Annotated in this window: 24 protein-coding genes; 4 read left to right on the top strand and 20 right to left on the bottom strand. The window is 53.9% G+C overall.

Going from position 1 to position 21518, the window contains the following annotated elements:
* Positions 1-186: 186 nt before the first annotated feature.
* Positions 187-1626, bottom strand: coding sequence for an N-acetylglucosamine-binding protein GbpA (gbpA, locus tag JGC47_RS13635; RefSeq protein ID WP_004159701.1), 1440 nt, complete (start codon positions 1624-1626; stop codon positions 187-189).
* Positions 1627-1929: 303 nt separating this feature from the next.
* On the opposite strand from gbpA, the gene gspS reads away from it, so the two are divergent.
* Positions 1930-2310 carry a type II secretion system pilot lipoprotein GspS gene (gspS, locus tag JGC47_RS13630; RefSeq protein WP_004159700.1) on the top strand — a complete coding sequence of 127 codons (381 nt, stop codon included), beginning with the start codon at positions 1930-1932 and terminating at the stop codon, positions 2308-2310.
* A 117-nt stretch (positions 2311-2427) separates the two neighbouring features.
* On the opposite strand, the gene JGC47_RS13625 is transcribed toward gspS, so the two are convergent.
* Genes JGC47_RS13625 through JGC47_RS13565 form a run of 13 tightly spaced genes read right to left on the bottom strand, consistent with a single transcriptional unit; the run spans position 2428 to position 13135 of the window.
* On the bottom strand, positions 2428-3216 hold the full coding sequence (locus JGC47_RS13625) for a prepilin peptidase (RefSeq protein ID WP_004159699.1): 789 nt from the start codon (positions 3214-3216) through the stop codon (positions 2428-2430).
* Entirely contained in the window at positions 3206-3664 is a 459-nt protein-coding gene (locus JGC47_RS13620; RefSeq protein WP_004159698.1) for a hypothetical protein, read from the bottom strand. Before JGC47_RS13620 ends, JGC47_RS13625 begins: the two co-directional genes overlap by 11 nt.
* The gene (gene gspL, locus JGC47_RS13615) at positions 3661-4728 is read right to left on the bottom strand and encodes a type II secretion system protein GspL (protein ID WP_004159697.1); all 1068 of its coding nucleotides are present in this window, start codon (positions 4726-4728) and stop codon (positions 3661-3663) included. Before gspL ends, JGC47_RS13620 begins: the two co-directional genes overlap by 4 nt.
* A 5-nt stretch (positions 4729-4733) precedes the next feature.
* Entirely contained in the window at positions 4734-5627 is an 894-nt protein-coding gene (gspK, locus tag JGC47_RS13610; protein WP_004159694.1) for a type II secretion system minor pseudopilin GspK, read from the bottom strand.
* The gene (gspJ, locus tag JGC47_RS13605) at positions 5627-6187 is read right to left on the bottom strand and encodes a type II secretion system minor pseudopilin GspJ (protein WP_004159693.1); all 561 of its coding nucleotides are present in this window, start codon (positions 6185-6187) and stop codon (positions 5627-5629) included. The genes gspK and gspJ overlap by 1 nt, the downstream gene beginning before the upstream one ends.
* Positions 6187-6549, bottom strand: coding sequence for a type II secretion system minor pseudopilin GspI (gene gspI / locus JGC47_RS13600; protein ID WP_004159692.1), 363 nt, complete (start codon positions 6547-6549; stop codon positions 6187-6189). Before gspI ends, gspJ begins: the two co-directional genes overlap by 1 nt.
* A complete protein-coding gene (locus JGC47_RS13595) occupies positions 6546-7031 on the bottom strand; it encodes a prepilin-type N-terminal cleavage/methylation domain-containing protein (protein WP_004159691.1) in 486 nt (161 codons plus the stop codon). Before JGC47_RS13595 ends, gspI begins: the two co-directional genes overlap by 4 nt.
* Positions 7031-7480, bottom strand: coding sequence for a type II secretion system major pseudopilin GspG (gspG, locus tag JGC47_RS13590; RefSeq protein WP_004159690.1), 450 nt, complete (start codon positions 7478-7480; stop codon positions 7031-7033). Before gspG ends, JGC47_RS13595 begins: the two co-directional genes overlap by 1 nt.
* A 6-nt stretch (positions 7481-7486) precedes the next feature.
* Positions 7487-8692 (bottom strand): type II secretion system inner membrane protein GspF, encoded by a 1206-nt coding sequence (gspF, locus tag JGC47_RS13585; RefSeq protein ID WP_004159689.1) that lies wholly within the window; start codon positions 8690-8692, stop codon positions 7487-7489.
* Position 8693: 1 nt separating this feature from the next.
* Positions 8694-10160 carry a type II secretion system ATPase GspE gene (gspE, locus tag JGC47_RS13580; RefSeq protein WP_004159686.1) on the bottom strand — a complete coding sequence of 489 codons (1467 nt, stop codon included), beginning with the start codon at positions 10158-10160 and terminating at the stop codon, positions 8694-8696.
* A complete protein-coding gene (gene gspD / locus JGC47_RS13575) occupies positions 10160-12097 on the bottom strand; it encodes a type II secretion system secretin GspD (RefSeq protein WP_004159685.1) in 1938 nt (645 codons plus the stop codon). The genes gspE (JGC47_RS13580) and gspD overlap by 1 nt, the downstream gene beginning before the upstream one ends.
* Positions 12098-12125: 28 nt before the next feature.
* Positions 12126-12632, bottom strand: a complete 507-nt coding sequence (locus JGC47_RS13570; protein WP_004159684.1) for a type II secretion system protein N — start codon at positions 12630-12632, stop codon at positions 12126-12128.
* Positions 12633-12667: 35 nt separating this feature from the next.
* On the bottom strand, positions 12668-13135 hold the full coding sequence (locus JGC47_RS13565) for a winged helix-turn-helix domain-containing protein (protein WP_004159683.1): 468 nt from the start codon (positions 13133-13135) through the stop codon (positions 12668-12670).
* Between the two features lie 826 nt (positions 13136-13961).
* On the opposite strand from JGC47_RS13565, the gene mutT reads away from it, so the two are divergent.
* The gene (mutT, locus tag JGC47_RS13560; RefSeq protein WP_004159680.1) at positions 13962-14354 is read left to right on the top strand and encodes an 8-oxo-dGTP diphosphatase MutT; all 393 of its coding nucleotides are present in this window, start codon (positions 13962-13964) and stop codon (positions 14352-14354) included.
* Positions 14355-14377: 23 nt separating this feature from the next.
* Here the strand turns inward: mutT and yacG are convergent, their stop codons facing one another.
* The 3 genes from yacG to coaE are packed head-to-tail and all read right to left on the bottom strand — an operon-like array spanning position 14378 to position 15951.
* The gene (gene yacG / locus JGC47_RS13555; protein ID WP_004159679.1) at positions 14378-14581 is read right to left on the bottom strand and encodes a DNA gyrase inhibitor YacG; all 204 of its coding nucleotides are present in this window, start codon (positions 14579-14581) and stop codon (positions 14378-14380) included.
* Positions 14582-14591: 10 nt separating this feature from the next.
* A complete protein-coding gene (zapD, locus tag JGC47_RS13550; RefSeq protein ID WP_004159677.1) occupies positions 14592-15335 on the bottom strand; it encodes a cell division protein ZapD in 744 nt (247 codons plus the stop codon).
* 4 nt (positions 15336-15339) lie between these two features.
* Positions 15340-15951 (bottom strand): dephospho-CoA kinase, encoded by a 612-nt coding sequence (gene coaE / locus JGC47_RS13545; protein ID WP_004159676.1) that lies wholly within the window; start codon positions 15949-15951, stop codon positions 15340-15342.
* Positions 15952-16203: 252 nt separating this feature from the next.
* Here coaE and JGC47_RS13540 point away from each other — a divergent pair, with 252 nt between their 5' ends.
* Positions 16204-17244 carry a GMP reductase gene (locus JGC47_RS13540; protein ID WP_004159675.1) on the top strand — a complete coding sequence of 347 codons (1041 nt, stop codon included), beginning with the start codon at positions 16204-16206 and terminating at the stop codon, positions 17242-17244.
* 226 nt (positions 17245-17470) lie between these two features.
* On the opposite strand, the gene hofC is transcribed toward JGC47_RS13540, so the two are convergent.
* The 3 genes from hofC to ppdD are packed head-to-tail and all read right to left on the bottom strand — an operon-like array spanning position 17471 to position 20503.
* Entirely contained in the window at positions 17471-18670 is a 1200-nt protein-coding gene (hofC, locus tag JGC47_RS13535; protein ID WP_004159674.1) for a protein transport protein HofC, read from the bottom strand.
* Positions 18663-20063 (bottom strand): type II secretion system protein GspE, encoded by a 1401-nt coding sequence (gene gspE / locus JGC47_RS13530; protein ID WP_004159672.1) that lies wholly within the window; start codon positions 20061-20063, stop codon positions 18663-18665. Before gspE (JGC47_RS13530) ends, hofC begins: the two co-directional genes overlap by 8 nt.
* Positions 20060-20503 (bottom strand): prepilin peptidase-dependent pilin, encoded by a 444-nt coding sequence (gene ppdD, locus JGC47_RS13525; RefSeq protein ID WP_004159671.1) that lies wholly within the window; start codon positions 20501-20503, stop codon positions 20060-20062. Before ppdD ends, gspE (JGC47_RS13530) begins: the two co-directional genes overlap by 4 nt.
* Before the next feature lie 846 nt (positions 20504-21349).
* Here ppdD and JGC47_RS13520 point away from each other — a divergent pair.
* Positions 21350-21511 (top strand): hypothetical protein, encoded by a 162-nt coding sequence (locus JGC47_RS13520; RefSeq protein WP_004159668.1) that lies wholly within the window; start codon positions 21350-21352, stop codon positions 21509-21511.
* Positions 21512-21518 lie beyond the last annotated feature (7 nt).

Raw genomic sequence — 21518 nt, 5'->3', positions numbered from 1 at the left:
GTGATCCGTTTTGATGCGGTAAGCGATATCAGAGGGAAAGGCAATCAGGCGCAGCGTTATTGCCGACTGGCAGGGAGATAAAAAAACGCCCTGCCAGCGAATGCTGACAGGGCGTGGGTGACCATCTTAATCAGGCCCGTACTGCGGCCAGATGGTTATTCAACATCACGGATAACTGGGTGAGTCTTATTTAGCTGCGCCCACTTCGGTCCATGCATCACCCCAGTTAGAACCTAAGCCTGGCTCATAGTGGTTAGCGCTTTTAGCGTAAATTTTGCACCAGCCAGCGACCGGACCTTCTTTACACTGATAGACTTTACCATCTGCAGGCTGCAGTACTTTCGTTCCGGCCACGTAGCTGCCGATGTTATCAGGATAGGTAAAGTCAGCGTCAACATTGCCGCCACCTGCATTTTCCACCAGCTTAATGCTCTGGTTTTTCGCCACAGGTTCAGCATTACCAGCCCTGACGGCAACAGCCACGGTATAGTCGCCCGCTTTCAGCTTAGAACCTTCAAGTGACAGAGCAAATTTACCATCTGCACCGACGATCACTTTTTGGGAGTCTATCTGCTTACGAGTTTTGCTGGTTAAGGTTGCGGTGAGATTGGATTGAGCAGTTGCAGTACCGGTAACTTCAATCTTCGCCGCTCCTTTATTCAGCTTGTACTCATTGTTCAGTTTATTGACGTCCAACTCCAGCTGCATAACCTGCTTGCTGTCGATGTCAATTTCAACAGACTGAATTTTGCTGTCTTTCTTGGTATAAATGGTGTTTACACCAGCAACCGCCTCTACGCCACCATCGTCATTTGGTGAACCGGCACGCAGGTCTTGATACTCCTTGTTGATTTTTTCCGCCAGCGCCTTACTCCAGAGATCTTTTTTACCAGCGGCATCGCTGTCGATATTCAGAGTGATGCTGCGCTCGGTCATTTCGGTGTCTTCGAATACGCGGACCTTCACGCTGTCACCCGCTTTCAAATCCATATATGGATTAACTGTACCGACCTGTTTTGGCCATTCAGAAGACACGGCGCCATCAAATTCGACATCAATCACTTTATAGAAGGTGTTGGAGGTATCCGCGACTTCCCATGTGGCATAAATCACATGATAACCGGTACGTTCCGGGACGACACATTCATGAGTCGGTTTTGGCTCTGGAGTTTCGCCATTGCCCTCAATAGTACAGAACGGTACTAAATCAAATGACGCGCGCGTCAACGGCTTATTAGCATCCCAGCCCTGCTTGGTAATAAAGTATTTGAAGTTGGCCGTTTTATGCGGGGCAGTCAGCTCCCATGTGAAATTGTTTTTACCCGCGGTAATTTTGTTTTTGGTCCAGATATCGGCATTTTGTACGTTAAGTGCATAGCCCTTCGCATTGTCACCGCTGGCAAGGAAGCCGTCTGGCGGCGTACCTTCAGCCGGGAAGCCTTTCGTTGACTCACCGATGGCTGATGTATCGTAACGTACTGAGGAACTGCAGATCTCCTCGCTATTTTTAGACAGTTTGCACATGGTGTCACGTGAAGGTGGGTTAGTGACAAAACCGTGCGCAAAAACACTGCCGCTGACTAATAAAGTAGTAATGGCAAGGGCGAGTTTGTTAACTTTCATCATTTCAAATATTCCGTATTTGCTAATATCTATAAATAGAGGCCGGACGATCCATGCCTCTGGCTACAACTGCAAACCGCAGCTAAGCCAGTGAAGAATAGGGGTAAATTCAGGAGGGCGGTACTTAATGATTCTTATAGCGCGTTAAAATCCCCTTTCCCTGTTTTTAGCGCGAAATTCTGTTTATTGGATTTGTTTAGGATGCCTTATTTTCCTGTTTCCTTAAAAACGCTTAAATCAACTTATTAAAACGCCAACAAATCCTGACAAAGGTATAATTACTTATCTTCTATCGGTGTGATGATTATGAATATTAAAAACCTGAGTCCCATTCTGCTGTTTCCCTTGTTGACCTTAGTCAGCTGTCAAAACCAAAACAGTGGCAAACACGCCACGGTACCGGTGGCCAGTCAGCTGGATCAACTTTCTTCCCTGGTTGCTTCTGCCAGCTGGCTAAGGCAGCACTGTGACCGTAATGATATTCCTGCGGACGCGACATTAGCGACTAAGGCGCTGGCGCTGGCGAAAGAGCGCGGATGGCCGGTTGATAGCAGCTTCCGTCAACAGCTGGCACAGCAGGTCTCAGTGCGTATCAGCGCACTGGACGCAGATCGGCCGTCGCAGTCGGCGAAATGTGCCGCGCTGAATCAGGCTGCCGTTCCTTTTATTCAGTACGTGCAAAAATAAGCCTGGCCGCTGGCAGCGAACGCCGGCAGTCAACGCATGGCCGCAAGGAAGGGGCCAAAAGTCAGTGGGATATTGATTTACCGGACTGGATCAGGCCACGGGGCCTGATGCAGAGGTTCAGAAAAATGCGAAGCGGTTAGCAGAGATCAACAGCAGCAGGCCAGCGGCGGCCAGCAAGGGGCCAAAAGGTAGCGGCGCATTGAGCGAACGCCGGAACAGCAGACGGGCTACCAGCACCCAGACAATACCGCTAACGGAAGCCAGCAGCAGCAGCAAGGGCAGCGGCTGCCAGCCCAGCCAGGCACCCAGTGCCGCCAGCAGTTTGGCATCCCCCAGTCCCAGCGCATCCTTACCTGACAGCAGACGATAACCCTGTGCCAGCAGCGCCAGGCTTAGATAGCCTGCTATCGCTCCACTTACCGCAGCAGTAAGGGTGAGGTGGGGCAACCACTCCAGCAGGTTGACCAACAAACCAAGCCACAGCAGGGGCAGCGTCAGCGCATCGGGCAGCAGCTGGTGTTCGGCATCAATCAATACCAGCGCCAGTAACAGCCAGCTAAACAGCAGCACCGCCAGCAATAACCCGCCAACAGGAAACAGCCAGCCGATCGCCAGCGTTAACAGCAGCGTGGCGAACTCGGTCAGCGGATAGCGGCGCGATACCGGCTGGCAGCAATGACGGCAGCGCCCTTTAAGCACCAGCCAGCTCAACAGCGGAATGTTGTCACGCCAGCGTACCGCCGTTTTACATTGCGGGCAGTGCGAAGCGGGCAGCCACAGGTTGAAGCCCGGCGGGGCATCCGCGCCGATCATCAGCGGCAAGCGGTACGTCACCACATTGATCAGGCTGCCTGTTGCTGCCCCCAGCAGGCCCAACAACAGCCAGTAACAGCCATTATCGGTCACGGTTAAGTTCCATATGCACCAGATGCAGCTGGGGGCCTTTCTGTTCCATCAGCAACCGCGATGGCTGCAGCGCGTAGCGCTGCTCCAGTTTCACCAGCGCGCTCAGCAAAGGCCCCAGCGAGACAGCCCCCCTGGCAGCCACCCAGATATCGGGTGACGGTTGCGACAGCACTAACCCCGGCGGCAGCAGCTTATTCAGCTGCTCAAGACCGGGGTTTTTTTCTGGCTGGCGAGCCAGCACCGCCTGCATGCGGTTTTCCAGCTGCTGTATTTGCTGCGACTCAAGCTGGCGTTGTTGCAGATGATTCGCCGCCCGCTGTTGCCAGGCAATCGCCTGCTCTCTGGCGATATAGAGCCCGGCAGCGATGGCGCTAATCAGGCAGAGAACCAGCAGCCAGCGCTCACGGGGCTGTCTGCGTTGCCAGAAGTTAAGAGGTTTGTCGCTCATGATTTCCTGCCAATAGTGATGCTGCGCTTACCCTGTCGGGTCAGCTGTAAGCCCTCTGGTGCCACCAGCGGGTTATCGGTTGGTATGACTGCAGCGAAGTGTAAACTTAGCTGCTGTTTTTTCGCATCCCACTCCAGCGTTTGCAGCGGGATTTCTTTCACATTTGCGAGCAGCTCCGAACATTCAGTCAGAAGTACCAGCAGGCCAGCGGTGGGCTTATGGGTTTCCTGTTGCTGTATGTGCTCAAGTAGCGCCTGAGCGGGTTTGACCGGTCGCTCATGCGGAAAATAGCGCTGATAGCGTTGTAGCGTCTGTTGGGTAAGCTGTTCAGCGGCCATATTCAGCTGCCAGCCGTGATAAAGCGGGAACGCCGCCAGACAACAGCCGGAAAGCAGCAGCGCAACGATCAGGCAGCCTATGCTGTTACGCCAGCTGACCGTCGGGCCAAACTCACCGTGCAGCAGTGAAGGCAGGCTGGTTTTCCCCGTTTCCTGCGTTAACCACTTACGCGTTTGCTGCTCCTCAACCTGCCCGGCAAGCGTGCTGTCGTGAGCGGTAAGCAGCGGCAGGTCGGCAACGGCGACGCTAACGCCGCTGAACGGTTCGGTGCGTGCCAGCCACTGCTCCTCCAGACGAAAAGCCTGGCCATGCGGCAGCATTAACACATCCGGCAAGGCGTAGTCGGGGGTGAAACCGCTCTGTCTGACCGCGTTGATGGCGGCCCGCAGCCTGGCCGGTTCAATGGCTACCAGGTGATTGTCCTGCGCGGTGCGTGCCAGCACGGTGATGTGTAACGCATCAACATCACCGATCGCGGTTCCTTCCAACTGCCATTTGAGCGCTTCTGCCGGCATTTTGCCGCCGCTCACGCAATAAAACAGGCAGTGCCCGGCGGGGATGGCCAGCCATACGCTGTCTTTCTTACCGCCGGGGATCGGATCGTCCGCCGTGCCGCTGCTGTATGCGCCGCCAGCGCTGCGGTATTCCCAGCGCAGCCTGTCGCGCGGCTGCCCGCTAAAATAAAAACAAAGCAGCCCCTTGTTTTTTCGTGGTTTTTTGGCCATCTGATTTACTCGCTTAATCCATAGAGACGTGCGGTGACGTGGTATTGCTCGTCCTGTTTTTGAATACGACTGCGCAGCGCGGCAAATATCGTCGGATGATCGCTCCACATCAGCAGCTCGTAGTAATCACTGCGGGTCGCCAGCACGCTTTGCAGCGTGACGATCGCCGGGGCGATAGTGGTCATACTGAGGGATTTGGTCAGTGCGCTAAGATCCGCCCAGCCCTGCTGCGGACGCGAGTTGAGCAGAGAATCGAGCTGCGACACAGACAGGGTATTGGCAAATAGTGCCCGCATCAGGGGTAATTGCCGGGTGGTCAAACCGTTAACATTGACTGCCAGCCTGGTTTCCGGCATGACGCACAGCAGCGGTTGCAGCTGCCGCCACCGTTCGGGCGTGACCGCTGGCAGCTGTTTTATCTGGCTGATTTCATCAAACAGACGCCATTCATTCACCAGCGGATCGGGTTTGACGAGGGCAATCACCTGCTGCATTAACGCTTCAGCCTGCGGTTTAGCGAGGTCAAGATTGACTAACATATGCAGAAAAACCTGACGCGCCATTGAGGGTGCCACCTGGGGATCTTTTTCCGCAACCCGCTGTGGCAGCAGGGCGTTGAGATTAAAGCACGCCTGACGGTCCAGCAGTTCAAAGTGGATGAGCTGTTCGCCGAACTGACGCTGGCGCACCAGAGTATGGGGTTGATCCAACTTTTGTGAGGTGGTAAACCAGCGTTCAGCGCTCAACAGGTTCCATTTACTGTGCTGGAATGCCTGGCTGCTTTCCGCGCGCATAAACGCCTGCATCCCATACTGGTTAGCGGTGGTGGCCAGCAGTGCCATAATGGCGATCATCAGCAGAACTACCAGCATCGCCATTCCCCGTTGCAATCCCGGCATTATTTTTCCCCGCTCAACAGGATGACCCGCGTCAGCTTGCCGTAATCGGCAATACTCAGGGTCACTTCAATGGCTTGCGGCAGTGAAAATGCGGCGGACCACTTTGGCGTCCATTTGCCCGCAGACCAGTAACGCATACTGACCTGCTTAATCTCCCTGAAACGGGCGGTGATAATGCGGTCGTCCACGGTTTCCCGTATCAGCTCGTTATTCACCAGCCGCCAGCGGATGGTTTGCAGGGTTGAGCGTGCTAACGGCGAGCCGGGCAGGGTGCCGTTTCGGCGGGTCAGCTGCAACAGCGCTTCTGGCTTCTCGCTGATAAAGCCCGGCTGGTTGAGCGATATTTTCTCGTCCTGAGCCGGGATCATCGCCTGCGAGATATCGCGATCGAGCAGGGAGAACAGGCGCTGCATCTCTTCCAGCCGCGTCACATGCTGGCGCGTCAGCTCTCCGTTGCGCATCACCCCTTGCAGTATTTGATAACCCATCAGGCTGAGCACTGAAAAGATAGCCAGCGCCAGCATCATCTCAATCAACGTAAAGCCATGTTGTTTGTGCATTATTCCTTTACCTGCCAGCTGTGCAGCGCGGCGATAGCATGCTGACTGCTTTCATCAAGACGTACTTCAATCTCCAGCCCGCGAATGCCGGGATCGCCGGTACTGACACCTCGCCAGCGCCAGAACCAGCGCTGTTCTGCCATCAGGGTATTGCCGTGCTGCCACTGCTGTGCCGGCCACGTACGTTGCAGATAAAGTTGAGCCAGCTGGTTGTCCGCCACCCAGTGAGCAAACTGCTTCTGCTCCAGCCGGGTCAAGTTACGTACCTGCTCCCCGCTGGTTTTCATTAATGCCAGCCCGGCAATCGCCAGTATCGCCATTGCCACCATCACTTCCAGTAGCGTCATGCCCCGCTGTTTCATGGTAACTCCCGTAGCACCAGCTCGCCCTCTGCCGCGCCGATTTCACTGCCTGTGAGATCGGCTCCGTTCAGTTGCAGGGTAAAGGGCGGCTGGTCACCATCGGGCAGAAACAGCAGCGTGGCCGGCAGCGTCATCACTTTTCCCTGCTGGCGGAGCGTGAAAGACATATTGCCCGGCAGGCGAAAACGTGCCAGCCGGTTTTTGATCGGCTGCCAGTGATAGCCGTAAAACAGGCTGTCGCCAGAGGTTTTGCCCGGTGCCAGGCGCGCCAGATCTACCCGGTGAGGGTTCAGCTGCAAACGGATCACCGCCCCGTCAAGCTGCGCCTGGCCAGCGGCCCAACGCATCATCACCAGCAGTTTTTCTGCTTCGGGACGGGTGCTGGCAGCGGGCTGTGTTGCCACGGCCAGCAGCGCAATGCCACTGAACAGCAGCAGTACCAGCATCACTTCCAGCAGGGTAAATCCGGCGTGGCGCTGCATTACGGCTCTTCGGTATCTGGCTGCCAGTTAGTCACGTCGTCTGCCGTCTGTGGTGCGCCATCAGGGCCGGCAGAGAAAATATCTACCGGACCATGCTGACCGGGGCTGATCAGCTGGTAATCATTACCCCACGGGTCCTGCGGCAAACGGCGGACATAGCCATCGCTGCGGTAATTACGCGGCACCGGTTCTGCCGTTGGCCTGGTCACCAGCGCTTTCAGCCCCTGTGCGGTGGTGGGATAGCGGCTGTTATCCAGCCGGTACATATCCAGCGAGTTTTCCAGGGTAATAATGTCACTGACGGCTTTCTGGCGATCGGCGCGGTCCTTATTGCCCATCAGGCTGGGGATCACCAGGCTGGCAAGAATGCCAAGAATGACGATCACCACCATAATTTCCAGCAGGGTGAAGCCGCTCTGTTGGCGGCGGCGAGCAGATGATTGTTCCATTGAGATTTATCCTATCAGGCTGTTGAGTTGTAAAATGGGTTGCAGAATGGCCAGCACGATAAACAGCACCACGCCAGCCATCACCACCACCAGCAGGGGTTCAAACAGGCTGACTGCCAGCGTCATCTGGCTAAGAAAGGCGCTGTCCTGAATATCGGCCGCTTTGGTCAGCATGCTGTCCAGTTCACCGCTGCTTTCGCCGCTGGCGATCATATGGCCCATCATTGGCGACAGCAGCCTGGTTTGTTCGAGCGCCAGCGTCAGGGTGGTGCCTTCGCGTACCCGTTCGGCGGCGAGCTGTAACTGTTGGCGTATAAACAGATTGGTTAATACGGTGGCGCTGATATGCATGCCTTCCAGCAGCGGTACGGCGCTGTTGGTCAGGATGCTCAGGGTGCGCGCATAGCGTGCCAGGTTGAGATTAAGGACGATACGGCCAATGAGCGGCAGCCGCAGCTTGGCCTGGTGCCAGCGTAACTGCTGTGCCGGGCGGCGCAGTATGATGCGGGCGCAGAAACCCGCCAGCAGAATAACCAGCAGCACCGGCAGGCCGATGGCGCGCGTTATTTCGCTGATGCTCATCAGCAGGCGGGTAGACAGCGGTAAAGCCTGTTTCATGTGTACGAACTGTTCGACCACGCTGGGCACCACGGCGGTCAGCAAAATGGTGATCACGCTGATGGCCACCAGCGTCAGCAGCAGGGGGTAGATCATTGACTGGGTAAGCTTACCTTTGATCTGCTGCGTCTTTTCGCTGTAATCAGCTAATTGCTCCAGCACGTTATCCAGTTTGCCCGATGCTTCTCCGGCGGCGATCATCGCCTGATAGAGCGGAGGGAACGTGGCAGGATAAAGGCCAACGGCATCCGCCAGTGAAGCACCTTCCAGCACCTTCTGGCGGATGGCATGCAGCATGGTGCGCCCCGCTGGTTTGGTAGTCTGCTTTTCCAGCGCCAGCAGCGCCTGTTCCAACGGCAACGCCGCGCCAACCAGCGTTGCCAGCTGGCGCGTCATCAATACCCGCTCGCTGGCAGACAGCGAACGGCGTGACGACGATCCAGAACGCAGTACGCCCGGTTTTACCGGCTGTAAGCGCAATGGCTGTAGCTGCTGTTCGCGCAGCAGCTGGCGTGCCTGCTGTGGCGTATCGGCTTCGGTTTCGCCCTGAACTTTGACGCCACGCTGATTGAGCGCCTGATAGCGGAAACGCATATCAATGTGCCTCGCGCGTGACGCGAAGGATCTCTTCGAGCGTGGTCATACCGCTGAGCACCTTTTGCAGGCCGTCCTGTTGCAAAGAACAATAGTCCGCGTTGACCAGCTGGCTCAGTGCATTCTCACTTTTGTTCTGACCGATCGCCTGGCGGAGTGCATCATCAATGGTCAGCAACTCATAGATGCCGACGCGCCCGCGATAGCCGTTGTTATTACACTGTTCGCAGCCGACAGCGCGCCACAGCTGAATGCCAGACGGTGGGCTGGGAGAAAAATGCGCCAGCTCAACGGCGGTTGCCGCGCCCGGCTGACGGCAGGCGGGACACAGCCTGCGTACCAGGCGCTGGGCCAGCACGCCTATCAGCGAGTTGGCGAGCAGGAAGGGCTCGACCCCCATATCGCGCAGACGCTCAATGGCGCCAAAAGCGCTGTTGGTGTGCAGCGTCGAGAGCACCAGGTGCCCGGTGAGTGAAGCCTGAACGGCGATCTGCGCGGTTTCGCCATCGCGGATCTCACCAATCATCACGATGTCCGGGTCCTGGCGCAGAATGGCGCGCAGACCACGAGCAAAGGTCATATCGACCTTGCTGTTGACTTGCGTCTGCCCAATTCCTTCCAGTTCGTACTCCACCGGATCTTCAATGGTCATGATATTTTTGTCGTCGCTATGGATAAGCTTAAGCCCGGCATACAGGGTGGTACTTTTTCCCGAACCGGTAGGTCCGGTTACCAACAGGATGCCATGCGGCGTCTTCAGCAGGCGGTTCATCGCTTGCTCCGCCTGTGGGGACATACCGATATCGGCAAGGTTCAGCGTCAGCCCGTTCTTGTCCAGCACGCGCAGTACGATGCGCTCACCATGCCGCGAAGGCAGAGTGGAGACACGCACATCGATATTTCTGCCGCCCAGGCGCAGAGAGATACGCCCATCCTGCGGGATGCGTTTTTCGGCAATATCAAGCTTTGCCATTACCTTAATTCGCGATAACAGGTAGCGACTGAGCTGCGCTGGCGGGGACAGAATGGTGCGCAGCATCCCGTCAACGCGGAAGCGCACGCTTAGCTTCTTCTCGAATGGCTCAATATGAATATCGGAGGCCCCTTCTTTGATCGCCTCACTGAGAATGGCATTGATCAGGCGGATAACCGGGGCGCCATCGTCACTGTCAAGCAGGTCATTATCTTCAGGCAGGCCGTCTACCAGCTGGTCGAGGTCAAACTCGCTACCCAGCGTCTCGAACATCTGCGTTGAAGACGTATTTTGCTGATAGGCGTCGCTCATCTTCTGACGGAAAACGTCTTCGGAAAGCAGTTGCAGACTGGCTTCGGGAGCATGGCGGCGAGCTTCCAGAATGGCAGTCATACTGCTGCCAGAATGGAAGCACAGCGCCACGGATTCGCCATCCGGTGCCAGCAGCACGTTATGCTGTTGTACCCAGCTGAATGGAAACAGTGGCTGACTCATTACGCTTTTTTCCGGTAGAAATCAGCGATGTGCTTCTGTATTTCCACCAGCGCCTGGTTACCCTGCTTTATTAACAGATTTTCATCGATGGCTTGAGCAACGCGTTTGTCGCCTTCGCCGTTGCCGAGCTTCTCGCGGAATTTCTCCAGCTTGCTGCCGCTGGTGAGGTCAAATTTATCCTGCTGACGAATGATGGTTGGACGGATAAACAGCATCAGGTTGCGTTTACTCTTTTTATCAGAGGTATAGCGGAACAGTCTGCCAATCAACGGGATCTGGCCGAGTACCGGGACGCTGCTCTCCACGTTGCTATGCGTGGTGTCGAGAAGCCCACCGACTACCACGGTCTTGCCGCTTTCAACCAGTACCGCATTCTTCACCAGGCGGGTATTAAAGGTCGCTCCCAGCGGATCGACCGAGCTCTGTTCGGCTACGCTCGACACTTCCTGCTCAATCTCCATCAGCACCGAGTCGCCTTTATTGATTTGCGGCTTCACTTTCAGTTTGATACCGACGCTTTTGCGGTCGACCGAGTTGTACACGCCGTCGGTGTTGGTGGTTTGCGTGCCGGTAAGAATGGGCACATCCTGGCCCACGGTAAATTCGGCCTCCATGTTATCCAGCGTCACAATACTTGGCGTTGCCAGAATATTATTCTGGCTGTTGGTTTGCAGCGCGGTGAATAATCCTGCCCAGTTACCGTGGTAGAATCCGGCGGCCAGACCGTTGGTTTTACTCAGCGCTTCGGCAATGGTACTGCCAATCAGATTACTGACCGGAGCATCGCTTGCCGGGAACTGCGTTCCGCCGCCGTTTTTGTTGAACCACTGTACTCCCAGCGCCAGGCCGTCCGCATCCTGTACCTCAACGATGATCGCTTCTACCTGCACCTGAGCACGGCTGATATCGAGTCGGTTAATAATTTCTTCGAGATCGCCCATCACATCCGGCGGCGCGTTGATAATCAGTGAGTTGGTATAGGTGTCGGCCTTCACAACGATGTCTTTTGACATCGCAACCGGGCTGGCGGATTTAGACTCAGATTTGTCCTGTATGTTACTGCTTACGCCGCTCAGTACCTCTACCAGGTTTTCGGCTTTAGCGTGCTTCAGATAAAACACCCTGGAGTTGCTGCTGCGGTCTTTCTCTTCATCCAGATTTCTTGCTGCATCAACCAGCTGTTGACGTGCCAGCTCGTCGCCGGTAATCAGTACGGCATTGGTGCGCGTATCCGCGACGGCTTTGGCGAACGGTTTATTGCTGCCCGCTGTTTTGCTATCACCGTTGATAAAATTGAGTATTTCCGCAACCTGTGGGGCCGATGCCCACTGCAATTTGACCGTATCGACCGTGGTGTCTTCAGGCAGGTCGATACTGCCGACAATGGCCATCAGCTGGCTGATCACCGCTGCCCGGCCGGTCATTAATAACACGTTACTCGGGTCGTAATGCACCACGCTGCCCGCAGCAGCATCGTTAAGCTGGCGCAGTAAGGGCGCCAGGTCTTTTGCCGTGACGAACTGCAGTGGTACTACCCGGGTAATCACTTCATCGCCGACGGCATTGCTGCCAGCGGTAACAAAGGGTACGGCGGCACCTTTGGTATTTTTAGACGGAATAATTTTAAGGACGCCATTATCCATGCTGATCGCGGTGTAGCCGTAAACCTCAAGCACACTGAGGAAAAACTGATAATACTGTTGCGCATCCAGCGTTTCATAGCTGCGCACGCTGATTTTTCCTTTCACCGCAGGATCGATAATGATGGTTTTATTCAGTGACTTACTCACGGTGTTAATAAATTCTTCGATCTCGGTATTTTTGAAGCTCGCCTGATAGCCATCCGCCTGCACAGGCGCAGAAAATAACGTGCAAATCAGCAGCAGCGGTAACAGCCGCCGGATGCTGGTAGCGGATTGGGGGGATCTCTTCTTCATAAGCAGTCCTTGTTATAATTCGGCTTAATCACTTCATGGTTAAGGCTTCAAACTTTCCCCGGTGACGAATGATGATCCGTTGCGGAAAGATACGCACGATGGTTGCGGTTGTGTCAGGCAGGGCCTCGCCAACGCCGAGAGTCAGCTGTTGCTGGTTGTGTTGCACAATCGCGATGGAGTGCGATTCAACATTACTGCTTAGCAAACCGGTCACCTTGACCGGCAGGGTACTCTCCGGCGCCCGCAGCATTTGATCGTCACTCTCGTCCTGTTGCAGAGGGGCAGGTTCCTTTTGCGGACGCGGTGCAAATAATGAGAGCACTGAAAGCCTGGTGTAGCCATCCGGGGCATTTCCCGCCTCAGGTTCAGGCAGCGGCTGTTGTACAACGGTCAGAGGCAACGGCGGTGGCGCAGAGAACTTAAATGAAAAACCCAGCACGGCGAGCGGCAGCATCACGCTAAGAAAATAGAGTGCGCCAGGTGATGCCATTCTCTTTAAATAAGATATCAGCGCAGAGTCAGACAATGAGTTCATGCTAAAGCCCACAAATTATGTTGTGATAAAAAGAATTAGCGTATTGCATTCAACAGCCATTGCTTCAGCGATGGTTTGTTGTCTTTATCTGTTACATTGTTCTGCGAGGCGAGGGGGGCAGGATCGTGGTGCAGTGCCTCTGCCTCGATCTTTCTTAAAAGAGGCTCATTGATTTTTAAACCGTAGTAAGGGACGGTAATAAGTATGTTAGTGGGTAATTGGTTACGTTGCAGAAGTGCACGTAACTGAAATACCAGCTGATGATAATTGTTATCACGAACGCATTGATGGTTTTCATACCAGACAATATTAATGATGTCTCGCTTGTTGTTAATTTTTTGTGTCAGGCAGATTAGGAGTCTTTTTTGCGTTTCGCTAAGAGATATTGTTAGCTTCTTACAGGGGATCTCAAGCGTGTTCATCTGGCAATCCAGATTGAAAAATGTACCGTAGTGAATGTTTTCAATGTCGAGTATTTTTTCGCATTGTTCAACGCTTAACATTTTCTTTGTTCCTTATGATGTCTCCGCCAGCTGCATAAGTTAGCAGCTATACGGGAGAGAGAATTTCCCATGAAAAACGTTTCTAATAACCTGTCGCTTTTTCTTTAATTGGATTGTTCAGGACCATAACTTGACGGCAAGCATAGGGGGTTAGGTAGTTTTTTTGCAACACGCAATAAGTTTAATTTTTCATTAAAATTTGCCAGCTTATTGATTTTTATCATTTTGTTGTCCTGTTATTTAACGGATAATAAGGTCTTAATCCCTATTAAATTGCCTTATAAAAACATTTGCGATTTGTTTTTGTGCCCTACTTACATAATCTGACAATTATTATTTTCCACTGATTTAATGTGCAGGTTGTGGCGTTGCTTCTTTTTTAATCCGTAAGGTTATATTTTTATTGTCTGCGAATTAGAGGAAATATCATCACCATAGAAATAATATGCAGGGTTGGTAATAAAATGGTGAGGCAGTCTTCTGTATTGTTGCTGGATGAATTTCAATCAATGAAGATTAGGTGGTGAAGGGGACAATGTAACAAATACCGGGAGGGATCATCTGGCTTTGCTATCTGAATTTAACCTGTGAAATATTAATTGTGTTACTGAGTCCAATTGTTGCTGCCGCACGTAACAGATATGTTGCTGTGTTTACAAGCCGACGATGAATAGCAATAACGCCTACCAATGCCCGGTTCAGGGTGAAATTGGCAATCCACTGACAGCGATTGGGTGGTGAAAGTGCCCTGAGGGCCAAGACAGCAACAGGCATCAATGATATTGTTTGTCGCCATTCGGCTTGAATCTTTCTGGAGTGAACGGTGATGAAACATTTACAGGTTGCGGTAGGTATTATCCGCAATAGCCAACGGCAGATTTTTTTAGCTCAGCGTTCAGCCAGCGCGTATATGGGGAATATGTGGGAGTTCCCCGGCGGGAAAATTGAAGCGGGTGAAACGCCTGAACAGGCTCTGAAACGTGAATTGATGGAAGAAACGGGTATCGCAGTGCTGCATGCCGAACCCTATGATATTGTCGACCATACCTACCGCGATCTACATGTGACACTGCATTTTTTTATCGTAGACCGCTGGCAGGGCGAGCCTTATGGCCGCGAAGGACAGCCGCAGCGTTGGGTTGCGCAGAGTCAACTTAACGCTGCGGATTTTCCGCCCGCAAATGCTGAAATTGTGGTCAGGCTGCAAGCAGGCATCTGATCGACTACGCCACTTCAGGCTGCTCAATGGCTATCGAGCGGCTGTTCACTCCAGTCATCGCTGTCATTGAGATCGCTGCTGCTGGGAATACGCTTTTCTTCAGCGGCCCATTCCCCCAGGTCGATAAGCTGGCAGCGTTTACTGCAAAACGGTCGCCAGGTGCTCAGTTCATCCCAGATTACCTGCTTGCCGCAGGTTGGGCAGTTGACTACGGTTACATCATTCATGATACCTACCTTAACAACAAGCCAGCTCAAAATTGAAGCGGGCAGGGACTTCGCCTCGTTCACTGTCCAACGGCAGAAAACGGATGGCATAACGACTCTTATGGCCGGAGACCTGAGGATATAACGCATCCTGAAGCTGAAGCTGCAAGCGCAACAAATCAGCACCTTCAGCATTGTCCTGGAAAAAACCATTGAGGCTGGTGTGGGTGCGTAATATCCCGGACTGACGAATCAGTTCAAGGATAAGCGTTAGCGCATCGCGAATCGGGGCTAACGAATCAAGCCATACAGCTACCTGTTGGTCACGCTGCTGCTGTTCAATATGAAGCCAGATATGCAGGGTGGGAAGATCAAAGCTACAGCAGCCCCCGGGTATGCTTAAGCGCTGGCGTACCAGGCTTATAAGGCGTTCTTCGCGCAACAGTTGCCCCATGCGCGGGGCAGCAATTAAGCAGGCTGCACAGCTTTTAAGTTCAGTTCTGAGCGTATCAATTCGCGTCATATCAACGCCGGGGATTTCAGCCCATGAAAGCAACTTTTGCTGCTGGCGTTCCAGCTCTTTGAGGATCTCGGTACGCAGTTCTCCACGTTCAAACACGTCCAGCAGTTCGGCAGCATTACGGAAGAATGTCAGTGCGCCCAGATGATCGACAATTATCTGGCTGGCAGTTAGCTGTTTTAGCAAAAACTCGATACGCAGCCAGGTACGCATTTTCTCATTCAAAGGGTGCTCAAAAAGAACCGTTGTGCTCATACTGTTAATCCCGATCGGTTGCCGCAGCCAGAGCCGTGTAACGCTCATTAAGTTCGGCAACGCGCGCAATCACCGTTTCCGGCGACCCGCAGTTATCAATAATGTCATCTGCCACGGCCAGACGTGCTTCACGCGTTGCCTGGGCAGCAAGTATGTGTTCAACCTGTTCACGACTGATGTTATCGCGCTCGGTGGTTCTGACTATTTGGGTTGCGCGGTCTACATCTACCAGCAATACGCGATCGGCATGATGCTGCAAATGGTTTTCTACCAGCAGCGGGACAACCCACAAGCACCATACAGAGCGCGCTAATGCTAACTGCTGCTGCGTCCTGCTGTGGATAAGAGGATGTAACAGATTATTAACCCAGCGTTTATCCGCCGCAGAGCTGAATATTTTGTTACGCAAATCTGCCCGGTTCAAGGTGCCATCCGGCATCAGTATTTCATCACCAAAATGCGTATGAATGGCAGCCAGTGCTGGCTGGCCCGGCTCGACAACCTGACGCGCAATAACATCGGCATCAATAATATCGACGCCCAGCCCGGCAAAAAGGTTAGCAATGGTACTTTTCCCGCTGCCGATACCACCGGTCAGCGCCACGATATAGCGCATAGTTCTCCGCTCTCGCTGCCTTGACTGCCCATTATTCGCTGAATGGAAGCAGATAATGTGGCGCAGATCACACGAAAATTCACAGGTAAATTTAGTCAATTGTAACGTAAATAAAGCAAATTTCGCAGTCTTGTCTGCGCGTTTTTAGCGCGTATGATAGCGTCACTGGAGCTGGCACTTTGCCTGCGACCGCAAGCGCAACCCAGACAGGGAACGTATTCGGATCCACGCCATCAACCAGGAAAATTTGTTATGCGCATCGAAGAAGATATTAAGTTAGGTTTTAAAGACGTTCTTATCCGGCCAAAACGCTCGACGTTGCAAAGCCGTTCTCAGGTTGAACTGGAACGCCAGTTCACCTTCAAACATTCGGGCATTGCCTGGTCTGGCGTACCGATAATCGCGGCCAATATGGATACTGTCGGTACTTTCAGCATGGCGGAAGCGCTGTCCTCTTTTGATATTCCCACCGCCGTACATAAACATTACAGCGTTGAGCAGTGGCGGGCGTTTGTTGAGCGTGTCTCGCCAGCGGTGTTGCGCCAGGTGATGGTCTCTACCGGCACTTCAGAAGCTGACTTTACCCGGCTACAGCAGATCCTCGCGCTGTCACCGATGCTTAACTTTATCTGCATCGATGTGGCTAACGGCTACTCTGAACATTTTGTGGCCTTCCTGCAGCGCGCGCGCGAAGCCTGTCCGGGTAAGACCATCTGTGCCGGCAATGTGGTAACGGGTGAAATGGTCGAAGAACTTATCCTTTCCGGTGCTGATATGGTTAAAGTCGGTATCGGTCCCGGATCTGTATGTACGACCCGGGTTAAAACCGGTGTCGGATATCCACAACTGTCTGCGGTTATTGAGTGTGCTGATGCGGCGCATGGCCTTGGCGGTCAGATTGTCAGCGATGGCGGCTGTTCGGCTCCTGGCGATGTGGCGAAAGCCTTTGGCGGCGGCGCCGATTTTGTCATGTTAGGCGGTATGCTGGCCGCCCATGATGAATGTGAGGGTACGCTGGTAGAAGAAAACGGCGAACGGTATATGCTGTTCTACGGTATGAGTTCTGAATCTGCCATGAAGCGGCATGTGGGGGGCGTGGCGCAATATCGTGCGGCAGAAGGTAAAACCGTCAGGCTACCGCTGCGTGGGCCGGTGGAAGAGACCGCGCGCGATATTCTGGGCGGCCTACGGTCGGCCTGTACCTATGTAGGTGCCGAACGGCTGAAAGAGTTAACCAAACGCACTACTTTTATCCGCGTCAACGAGCAGGAAAACCGCGTGTTTAATCGTTAGTTTCCTGACCTGCCCCCGTCTGAACTCTGGCCGGGAGAAGTGCTTACCCAAGCGCATCTTCCAGCCTGAACTCTGGCCGGGAGAAGTGCTTACCCAAGCGCATCTCCCAGTCTGAACTCTGGCCGGGAGAAGCGCTTACCCAAGCGCATCTCCCGGCCTGAACACGGGCCGGGAAAAGTGCATACCCAAGCGCATCTCCCAGCCTGAATCTGGCCGGGATAAGTGCTTACCCAAGCGCATCTCCCAGCCTGAATACGGGCAAATACATGGCCACCACCAGGGTTCCCACAATCCCTCCGATCACTATCATCATCAGCGGTTCCAACGCTGCTGCCAGCGTATCTGCCAGTTGATGAGTTTGCTGTTCATGCCACACTGCGAGCCTGACCAGCAACGAATCCAGCGAGCCTGATTCTTCCCCGACCTTAACCAATTGATAACACAAGGGAGTAAATAAAGGATGCGACTTTAGCGCCTGGTGCAGCGGGTAACCCGCCGCAATATGCTGTTGCAAGTGTCTGACAGCCTCACGCCACAACAGTGGGGAAAGGGTTTGCTCTATTGCTTGCAGGCTGTGTAACAGGGTTAATCCGGCATGTTGGGTCAGCGAAAGGGTGGTAAATATCTGGCTCAACAGGCTGCCGCGATATAGTCTGGCCACCAGCGGTAGCCGGAGCAGCAGGCGTTGCTCATAGCGCTGCCAGGCAGGATATTTAAGGCGCTGCGTTTTCCACAGCAGGGACCCCGCGACGATAATGCCGGTCAGAGGTAATGCCTGTTGCTGTAATATTCGCGAGCACGTAATCACAGCTTGAGTAAATCCCGGAAGCGGCGCGTTAAAAGAGCGATAGATAGCGACAAACTCTGGCAGAACAAAAACCAGCATGCCGATGCTGACCAGCAGAGCAACTGCCATAATTACCAGCGGGTAACGCAGCGCTTTTTGCACCTTTTGCCGCAGCAGTTGCTGTTTGTCCTGCTGTATTGCCAGCTGCAGGCAGCATTCGTCCAGCTCCCCGGTTAGCTCCCCGATATGAACCAGCGCTGGGATCAGCGGTGGAAAAACGTCGGGCCACTCGCGTAACGCCTGTGAAAAAGGTTCCCCGGCGCTGATCCGTTGATGCAGATGGATTAGCAGCGCCTGCCAGCCCGCTTCGGGATGCCCGTCAGCCAGTAGCTGCAAACATGCGGGCAGGGGCATTCCTGCTTTGAGTAACGTGGCGAGCTGGCGTAAGAATGCGGTCTTTTGTTGCCATAGCCAGCGGCGAGAGCCGTAGCGGCGGCCCCGCGAAATCTTCAGCGGCATCTGGTGTTGTGCGGCCAGTTCTTCCGCTACCTGAACAGGGCTGGCAGCAAAGCTGCATCCATGGTGGAGTTGCCCACTATCGTCAATAGCCTGCCAGCGGAAAAGTAAGCGTTCACCCATCGCTGCCCCCGGCTACACGGGTGAGCTCCTCCAGCGTTGTTTCTCCGCGATTGACGCAATGCAGTCCTTCAACGAACAGCGTGTTCATTCCCTGCTGCCGTGCAATCTTAGCCAGTTCCTCCGGTTGGGCCGATTTTGCCAGTGCGTTTTGCAGTCGTGCGGAGATGGGCAGCAGCTCAAACAGAGCAAGACGGCCATAGAAACCCGAGAAACAACGTTCACAGCCCACCGCCAGCCAGTTTTGCACGGTTCCTGGCCAGATATGGGGAGGAAAATGGGAAACTGCCGTAGCAGGTTGACGGCAGTGAGGACAGAGCTTTCTTACCAGCCGCTGCGCGATCACAAGTTTAAGAGCCGAAGCCAGCAAATATCCAGGCACGCCCATCTGACCCAGCCGCACCAGCGTTTCGGTAGTTGAATTAGTATGCAACGTTGAAAGCACCAAATGCCCTGTCTGCGCGGCTTTTATGGCGATCTCGGCGGTTTCACCATCTCGGATCTCGCCGATCATAATCACGTCGGGATCCTGGCGCAGCAGCGCACGTAACACACGTTGAAAATCCAGCCCTGACTTAGCGTGGATCTGAGTTTGATTGACACCCACCATGGGGATTTCCACCGGATCCTCCACGCTGCACAGATTACGCGTGGCGATATTCAACCAGCTTAGTCCACTATAGAGCGTGAAGGTTTTGCCACTGCCGGTGGGGCCGGTGACCAGGATCATCCCTTGCGGACGAGCCAGCGCTTCGCGGTAGCGCTTCAACAGCGAGCCGGGCATACCCAGGTTTTCCAGCGCAATGGCATGGCTATCGCTTTGCAACAGACGTACCACGGCTTTTTCACCAAATCGCGTTGGCAGGGTCGAGAGACGGAACGACTCGTTATGACCTTTCAGCAACAATGAAAACTGTCCATCCTGTGGCACCCGACGTTCGGAGATATCCAAACTGGCAAGAATTTTCAGGCGAGCGATCAGCGGCGCGCTGTTGTCCACCCCGGCCAGGGGCAAGTGCTGTAATACGCCGTCGACACGTAAGCGCAGCCGCAGGCTACCTTCCTGCGGCTCAATGTGAATATCAGATGCACGTTTTTGTAACGCTTGCACCAGTAAGGCGTTGATGATCTCTACTGCCGTCCCGGTATGCTCCGGCCCATCCTCTGCCGCAGCCAGATCCGGAAGTTTCTCCCGTTGGTGGGATTGCTCCAGTCTTGCTTTCGGCCAGCATTCAACTTCAATAGGACAGTGGGCGGCAAAACGCAGTTCGGCCATCAGCGTATGGCTGGGTGTCTCAGCTACCGCGATATGTAGCCGCTGTGCGTTGAACTCAACTATTATTGCCTGATGAGCCTGACAAATCGCTTCGACCGCTCGTTGTGTTGCCGGTGTCATGGCAACTGCTCCTCATCAAAACGGAACATATCCAGGCAAGCGTCCTTCAGTGCGGAAGCTTCGCTTTCACAGCTGCGTCGCCAGCTTAACTGCCCGTCCTTATTATCCCACTGTGGCGTAAGCTTAACGCTTAACCCCTTCAGGCTTTCCTGACCGGTCAGGGTAATGACCCCTGCATTGACCTTGAGGGCAGAAACATAGCGCGAGGTGCGTTCGGTGGGGACACCATTGCTGCCTGCGCTGCAGTTGCCGCTGCCACCACGTTCGATGGCACAAAGCTCGACAGCCGTTTTATATGGCATGGTGCTCTGTAGCATATCTGTCAATGCGGCCTTTTGCAGATAGCTCTGGTAAGCGGGCAGGCCGATAGCGCTAAGAATAGCGATGATAGCGATGACAATCATCAGTTCGATCAGGGTGAATCCCTGTTGGTGGGTCATGACAAACCTCCTTGTGGTTAAGAGCTAAGCACGATAGTTCGCGGCTGGTAGCCTGTGCCAGAGTCAAACGGCCAACTTCAGGCGGAGGCCGCAAAGTATTTGCGCCCGTTACATTGCAGAACCTGCTTGCCTGAAGTAGTCCCGCAAAAACAGCATTCTGAGTGTAAAAAGGCCAGCGCTGACGGCTGGCCTGAAGTAAAAACAAGATGACGAGTTAACGGAAGCGCATCACGGTGCGCAAAAGGGTTCATGCGCACTATGCCGGTCGGGAAAGCCGACCGGCAAGTAGCCGTTTTACCGCGTGCAGGCAATAATAATACTCATTTCATAACCGGCTGGTAGCCGGAAGTGATACGGCAAGTCAATCATGGACATTTCTCTGCAGGCCAGGGAAAGGTTCTACCGCTGGTGGATGACCATTCATATGGCTACGTCAAGCTGACAGCAACCATCACATCTTCCGGTGGTAACGGATGGCTCATGAGCAGGCTACCGCGACAGGTGATGATAAACGGCTGCTTGTGCTGCACTGAGCGCGGCCTGACTGCGATGATATGAAACGAGATAAAATCCGTCAGAGCGTGGTCCGCCGGGGTGGTAACCCGGTTACACGCGCATGACCGGCGCGTATTCGTAAACAACTGAAAGCAGGCATCGGGCGGCATATCGGAAAATCGACCAGCGCGCACTGCAAAATATCAGAAAGACTGTGCTGGAAGCCTGGGAAGTTGCGCAGCGTGAAGAAATTCAGCTGATAGGCATCGTTGACTTCTTTACATAAAAGGAAGACTACGGGAGGAGAGCGATCGCGGAAACGGCGGCGGGACAGCCGCAGTAAAAAGTCAGATGAGTCATTACCCGGGTCGGTTCTCAATTACTGATGCCGTGCTGACGTTAACCGAAACGGTAAGCTGCGTTGCCTGCTGGCACAGCTGGATCCAGGGCTGTCATAGAATGGCGTACCTTAATCAGGAGAACCAAAGTGCGGTGGTGCTGAAGCTTGATTAAATAGAAA

This window comes from Erwinia amylovora, assembly GCF_017161565.1.
Taxonomy (GTDB): domain Bacteria; phylum Pseudomonadota; class Gammaproteobacteria; order Enterobacterales; family Enterobacteriaceae; genus Erwinia; species Erwinia amylovora.
This window is presented reverse-complemented; position numbering and strand designations above follow the sequence as displayed.

Excerpts from the sequence above, each read along its gene's own strand:
- gspF (WP_004159689.1), bottom strand. The coding sequence starts at position 8,692 with ATGCGTTTCCGCTATCAGGCGCTCAATCAGCGTGGCGTCAAAGTTCAG.
- gspS (WP_004159700.1), top strand. The coding sequence starts at position 1,930 with ATGAATATTAAAAACCTGAGTCCCATTCTGCTGTTTCCCTTGTTGACC.
- gspI (WP_004159692.1), bottom strand. The coding sequence starts at position 6,549 with ATGAAACAGCGGGGCATGACGCTACTGGAAGTGATGGTGGCAATGGCG.
- JGC47_RS13595 (WP_004159691.1), bottom strand. The coding sequence starts at position 7,031 with ATGCAGCGCCACGCCGGATTTACCCTGCTGGAAGTGATGCTGGTACTG.
- coaE (WP_004159676.1), bottom strand. The coding sequence starts at position 15,951 with ATGCGCTATATCGTGGCGCTGACCGGTGGTATCGGCAGCGGGAAAAGT.
- gspK (WP_004159694.1), bottom strand. The coding sequence starts at position 5,627 with ATGCCGGGATTGCAACGGGGAATGGCGATGCTGGTAGTTCTGCTGATG.
- gspE (WP_004159686.1), bottom strand. The coding sequence starts at position 10,160 with ATGAGTCAGCCACTGTTTCCATTCAGCTGGGTACAACAGCATAACGTG.
- ppdD (WP_004159671.1), bottom strand. The coding sequence starts at position 20,503 with ATGACCCACCAACAGGGATTCACCCTGATCGAACTGATGATTGTCATC.
- JGC47_RS13570 (WP_004159684.1), bottom strand. The coding sequence starts at position 12,632 with ATGAACTCATTGTCTGACTCTGCGCTGATATCTTATTTAAAGAGAATG.
- gspL (WP_004159697.1), bottom strand. The coding sequence starts at position 4,728 with ATGGCCAAAAAACCACGAAAAAACAAGGGGCTGCTTTGTTTTTATTTT.
- zapD (WP_004159677.1), bottom strand. The coding sequence starts at position 15,335 with ATGAGCACAACGGTTCTTTTTGAGCACCCTTTGAATGAGAAAATGCGT.
- gspG (WP_004159690.1), bottom strand. The coding sequence starts at position 7,480 with ATGGAACAATCATCTGCTCGCCGCCGCCAACAGAGCGGCTTCACCCTG.
- JGC47_RS13520 (WP_004159668.1), top strand. The coding sequence starts at position 21,350 with ATGAGTCATTACCCGGGTCGGTTCTCAATTACTGATGCCGTGCTGACG.
- gspD (WP_004159685.1), bottom strand. The coding sequence starts at position 12,097 with ATGAAGAAGAGATCCCCCCAATCCGCTACCAGCATCCGGCGGCTGTTA.
- mutT (WP_004159680.1), top strand. The coding sequence starts at position 13,962 with ATGAAACATTTACAGGTTGCGGTAGGTATTATCCGCAATAGCCAACGG.
- hofC (WP_004159674.1), bottom strand. The coding sequence starts at position 18,670 with ATGGGTGAACGCTTACTTTTCCGCTGGCAGGCTATTGACGATAGTGGG.
- gspJ (WP_004159693.1), bottom strand. The coding sequence starts at position 6,187 with ATGCACAAACAACATGGCTTTACGTTGATTGAGATGATGCTGGCGCTG.
- JGC47_RS13540 (WP_004159675.1), top strand. The coding sequence starts at position 16,204 with ATGCGCATCGAAGAAGATATTAAGTTAGGTTTTAAAGACGTTCTTATC.
- JGC47_RS13565 (WP_004159683.1), bottom strand. The coding sequence starts at position 13,135 with ATGTTAAGCGTTGAACAATGCGAAAAAATACTCGACATTGAAAACATT.
- JGC47_RS13620 (WP_004159698.1), bottom strand. The coding sequence starts at position 3,664 with ATGAGCGACAAACCTCTTAACTTCTGGCAACGCAGACAGCCCCGTGAG.
- gbpA (WP_004159701.1), bottom strand. The coding sequence starts at position 1,626 with ATGATGAAAGTTAACAAACTCGCCCTTGCCATTACTACTTTATTAGTC.
- yacG (WP_004159679.1), bottom strand. The coding sequence starts at position 14,581 with ATGAATGATGTAACCGTAGTCAACTGCCCAACCTGCGGCAAGCAGGTA.
- gspE (WP_004159672.1), bottom strand. The coding sequence starts at position 20,063 with ATGACACCGGCAACACAACGAGCGGTCGAAGCGATTTGTCAGGCTCAT.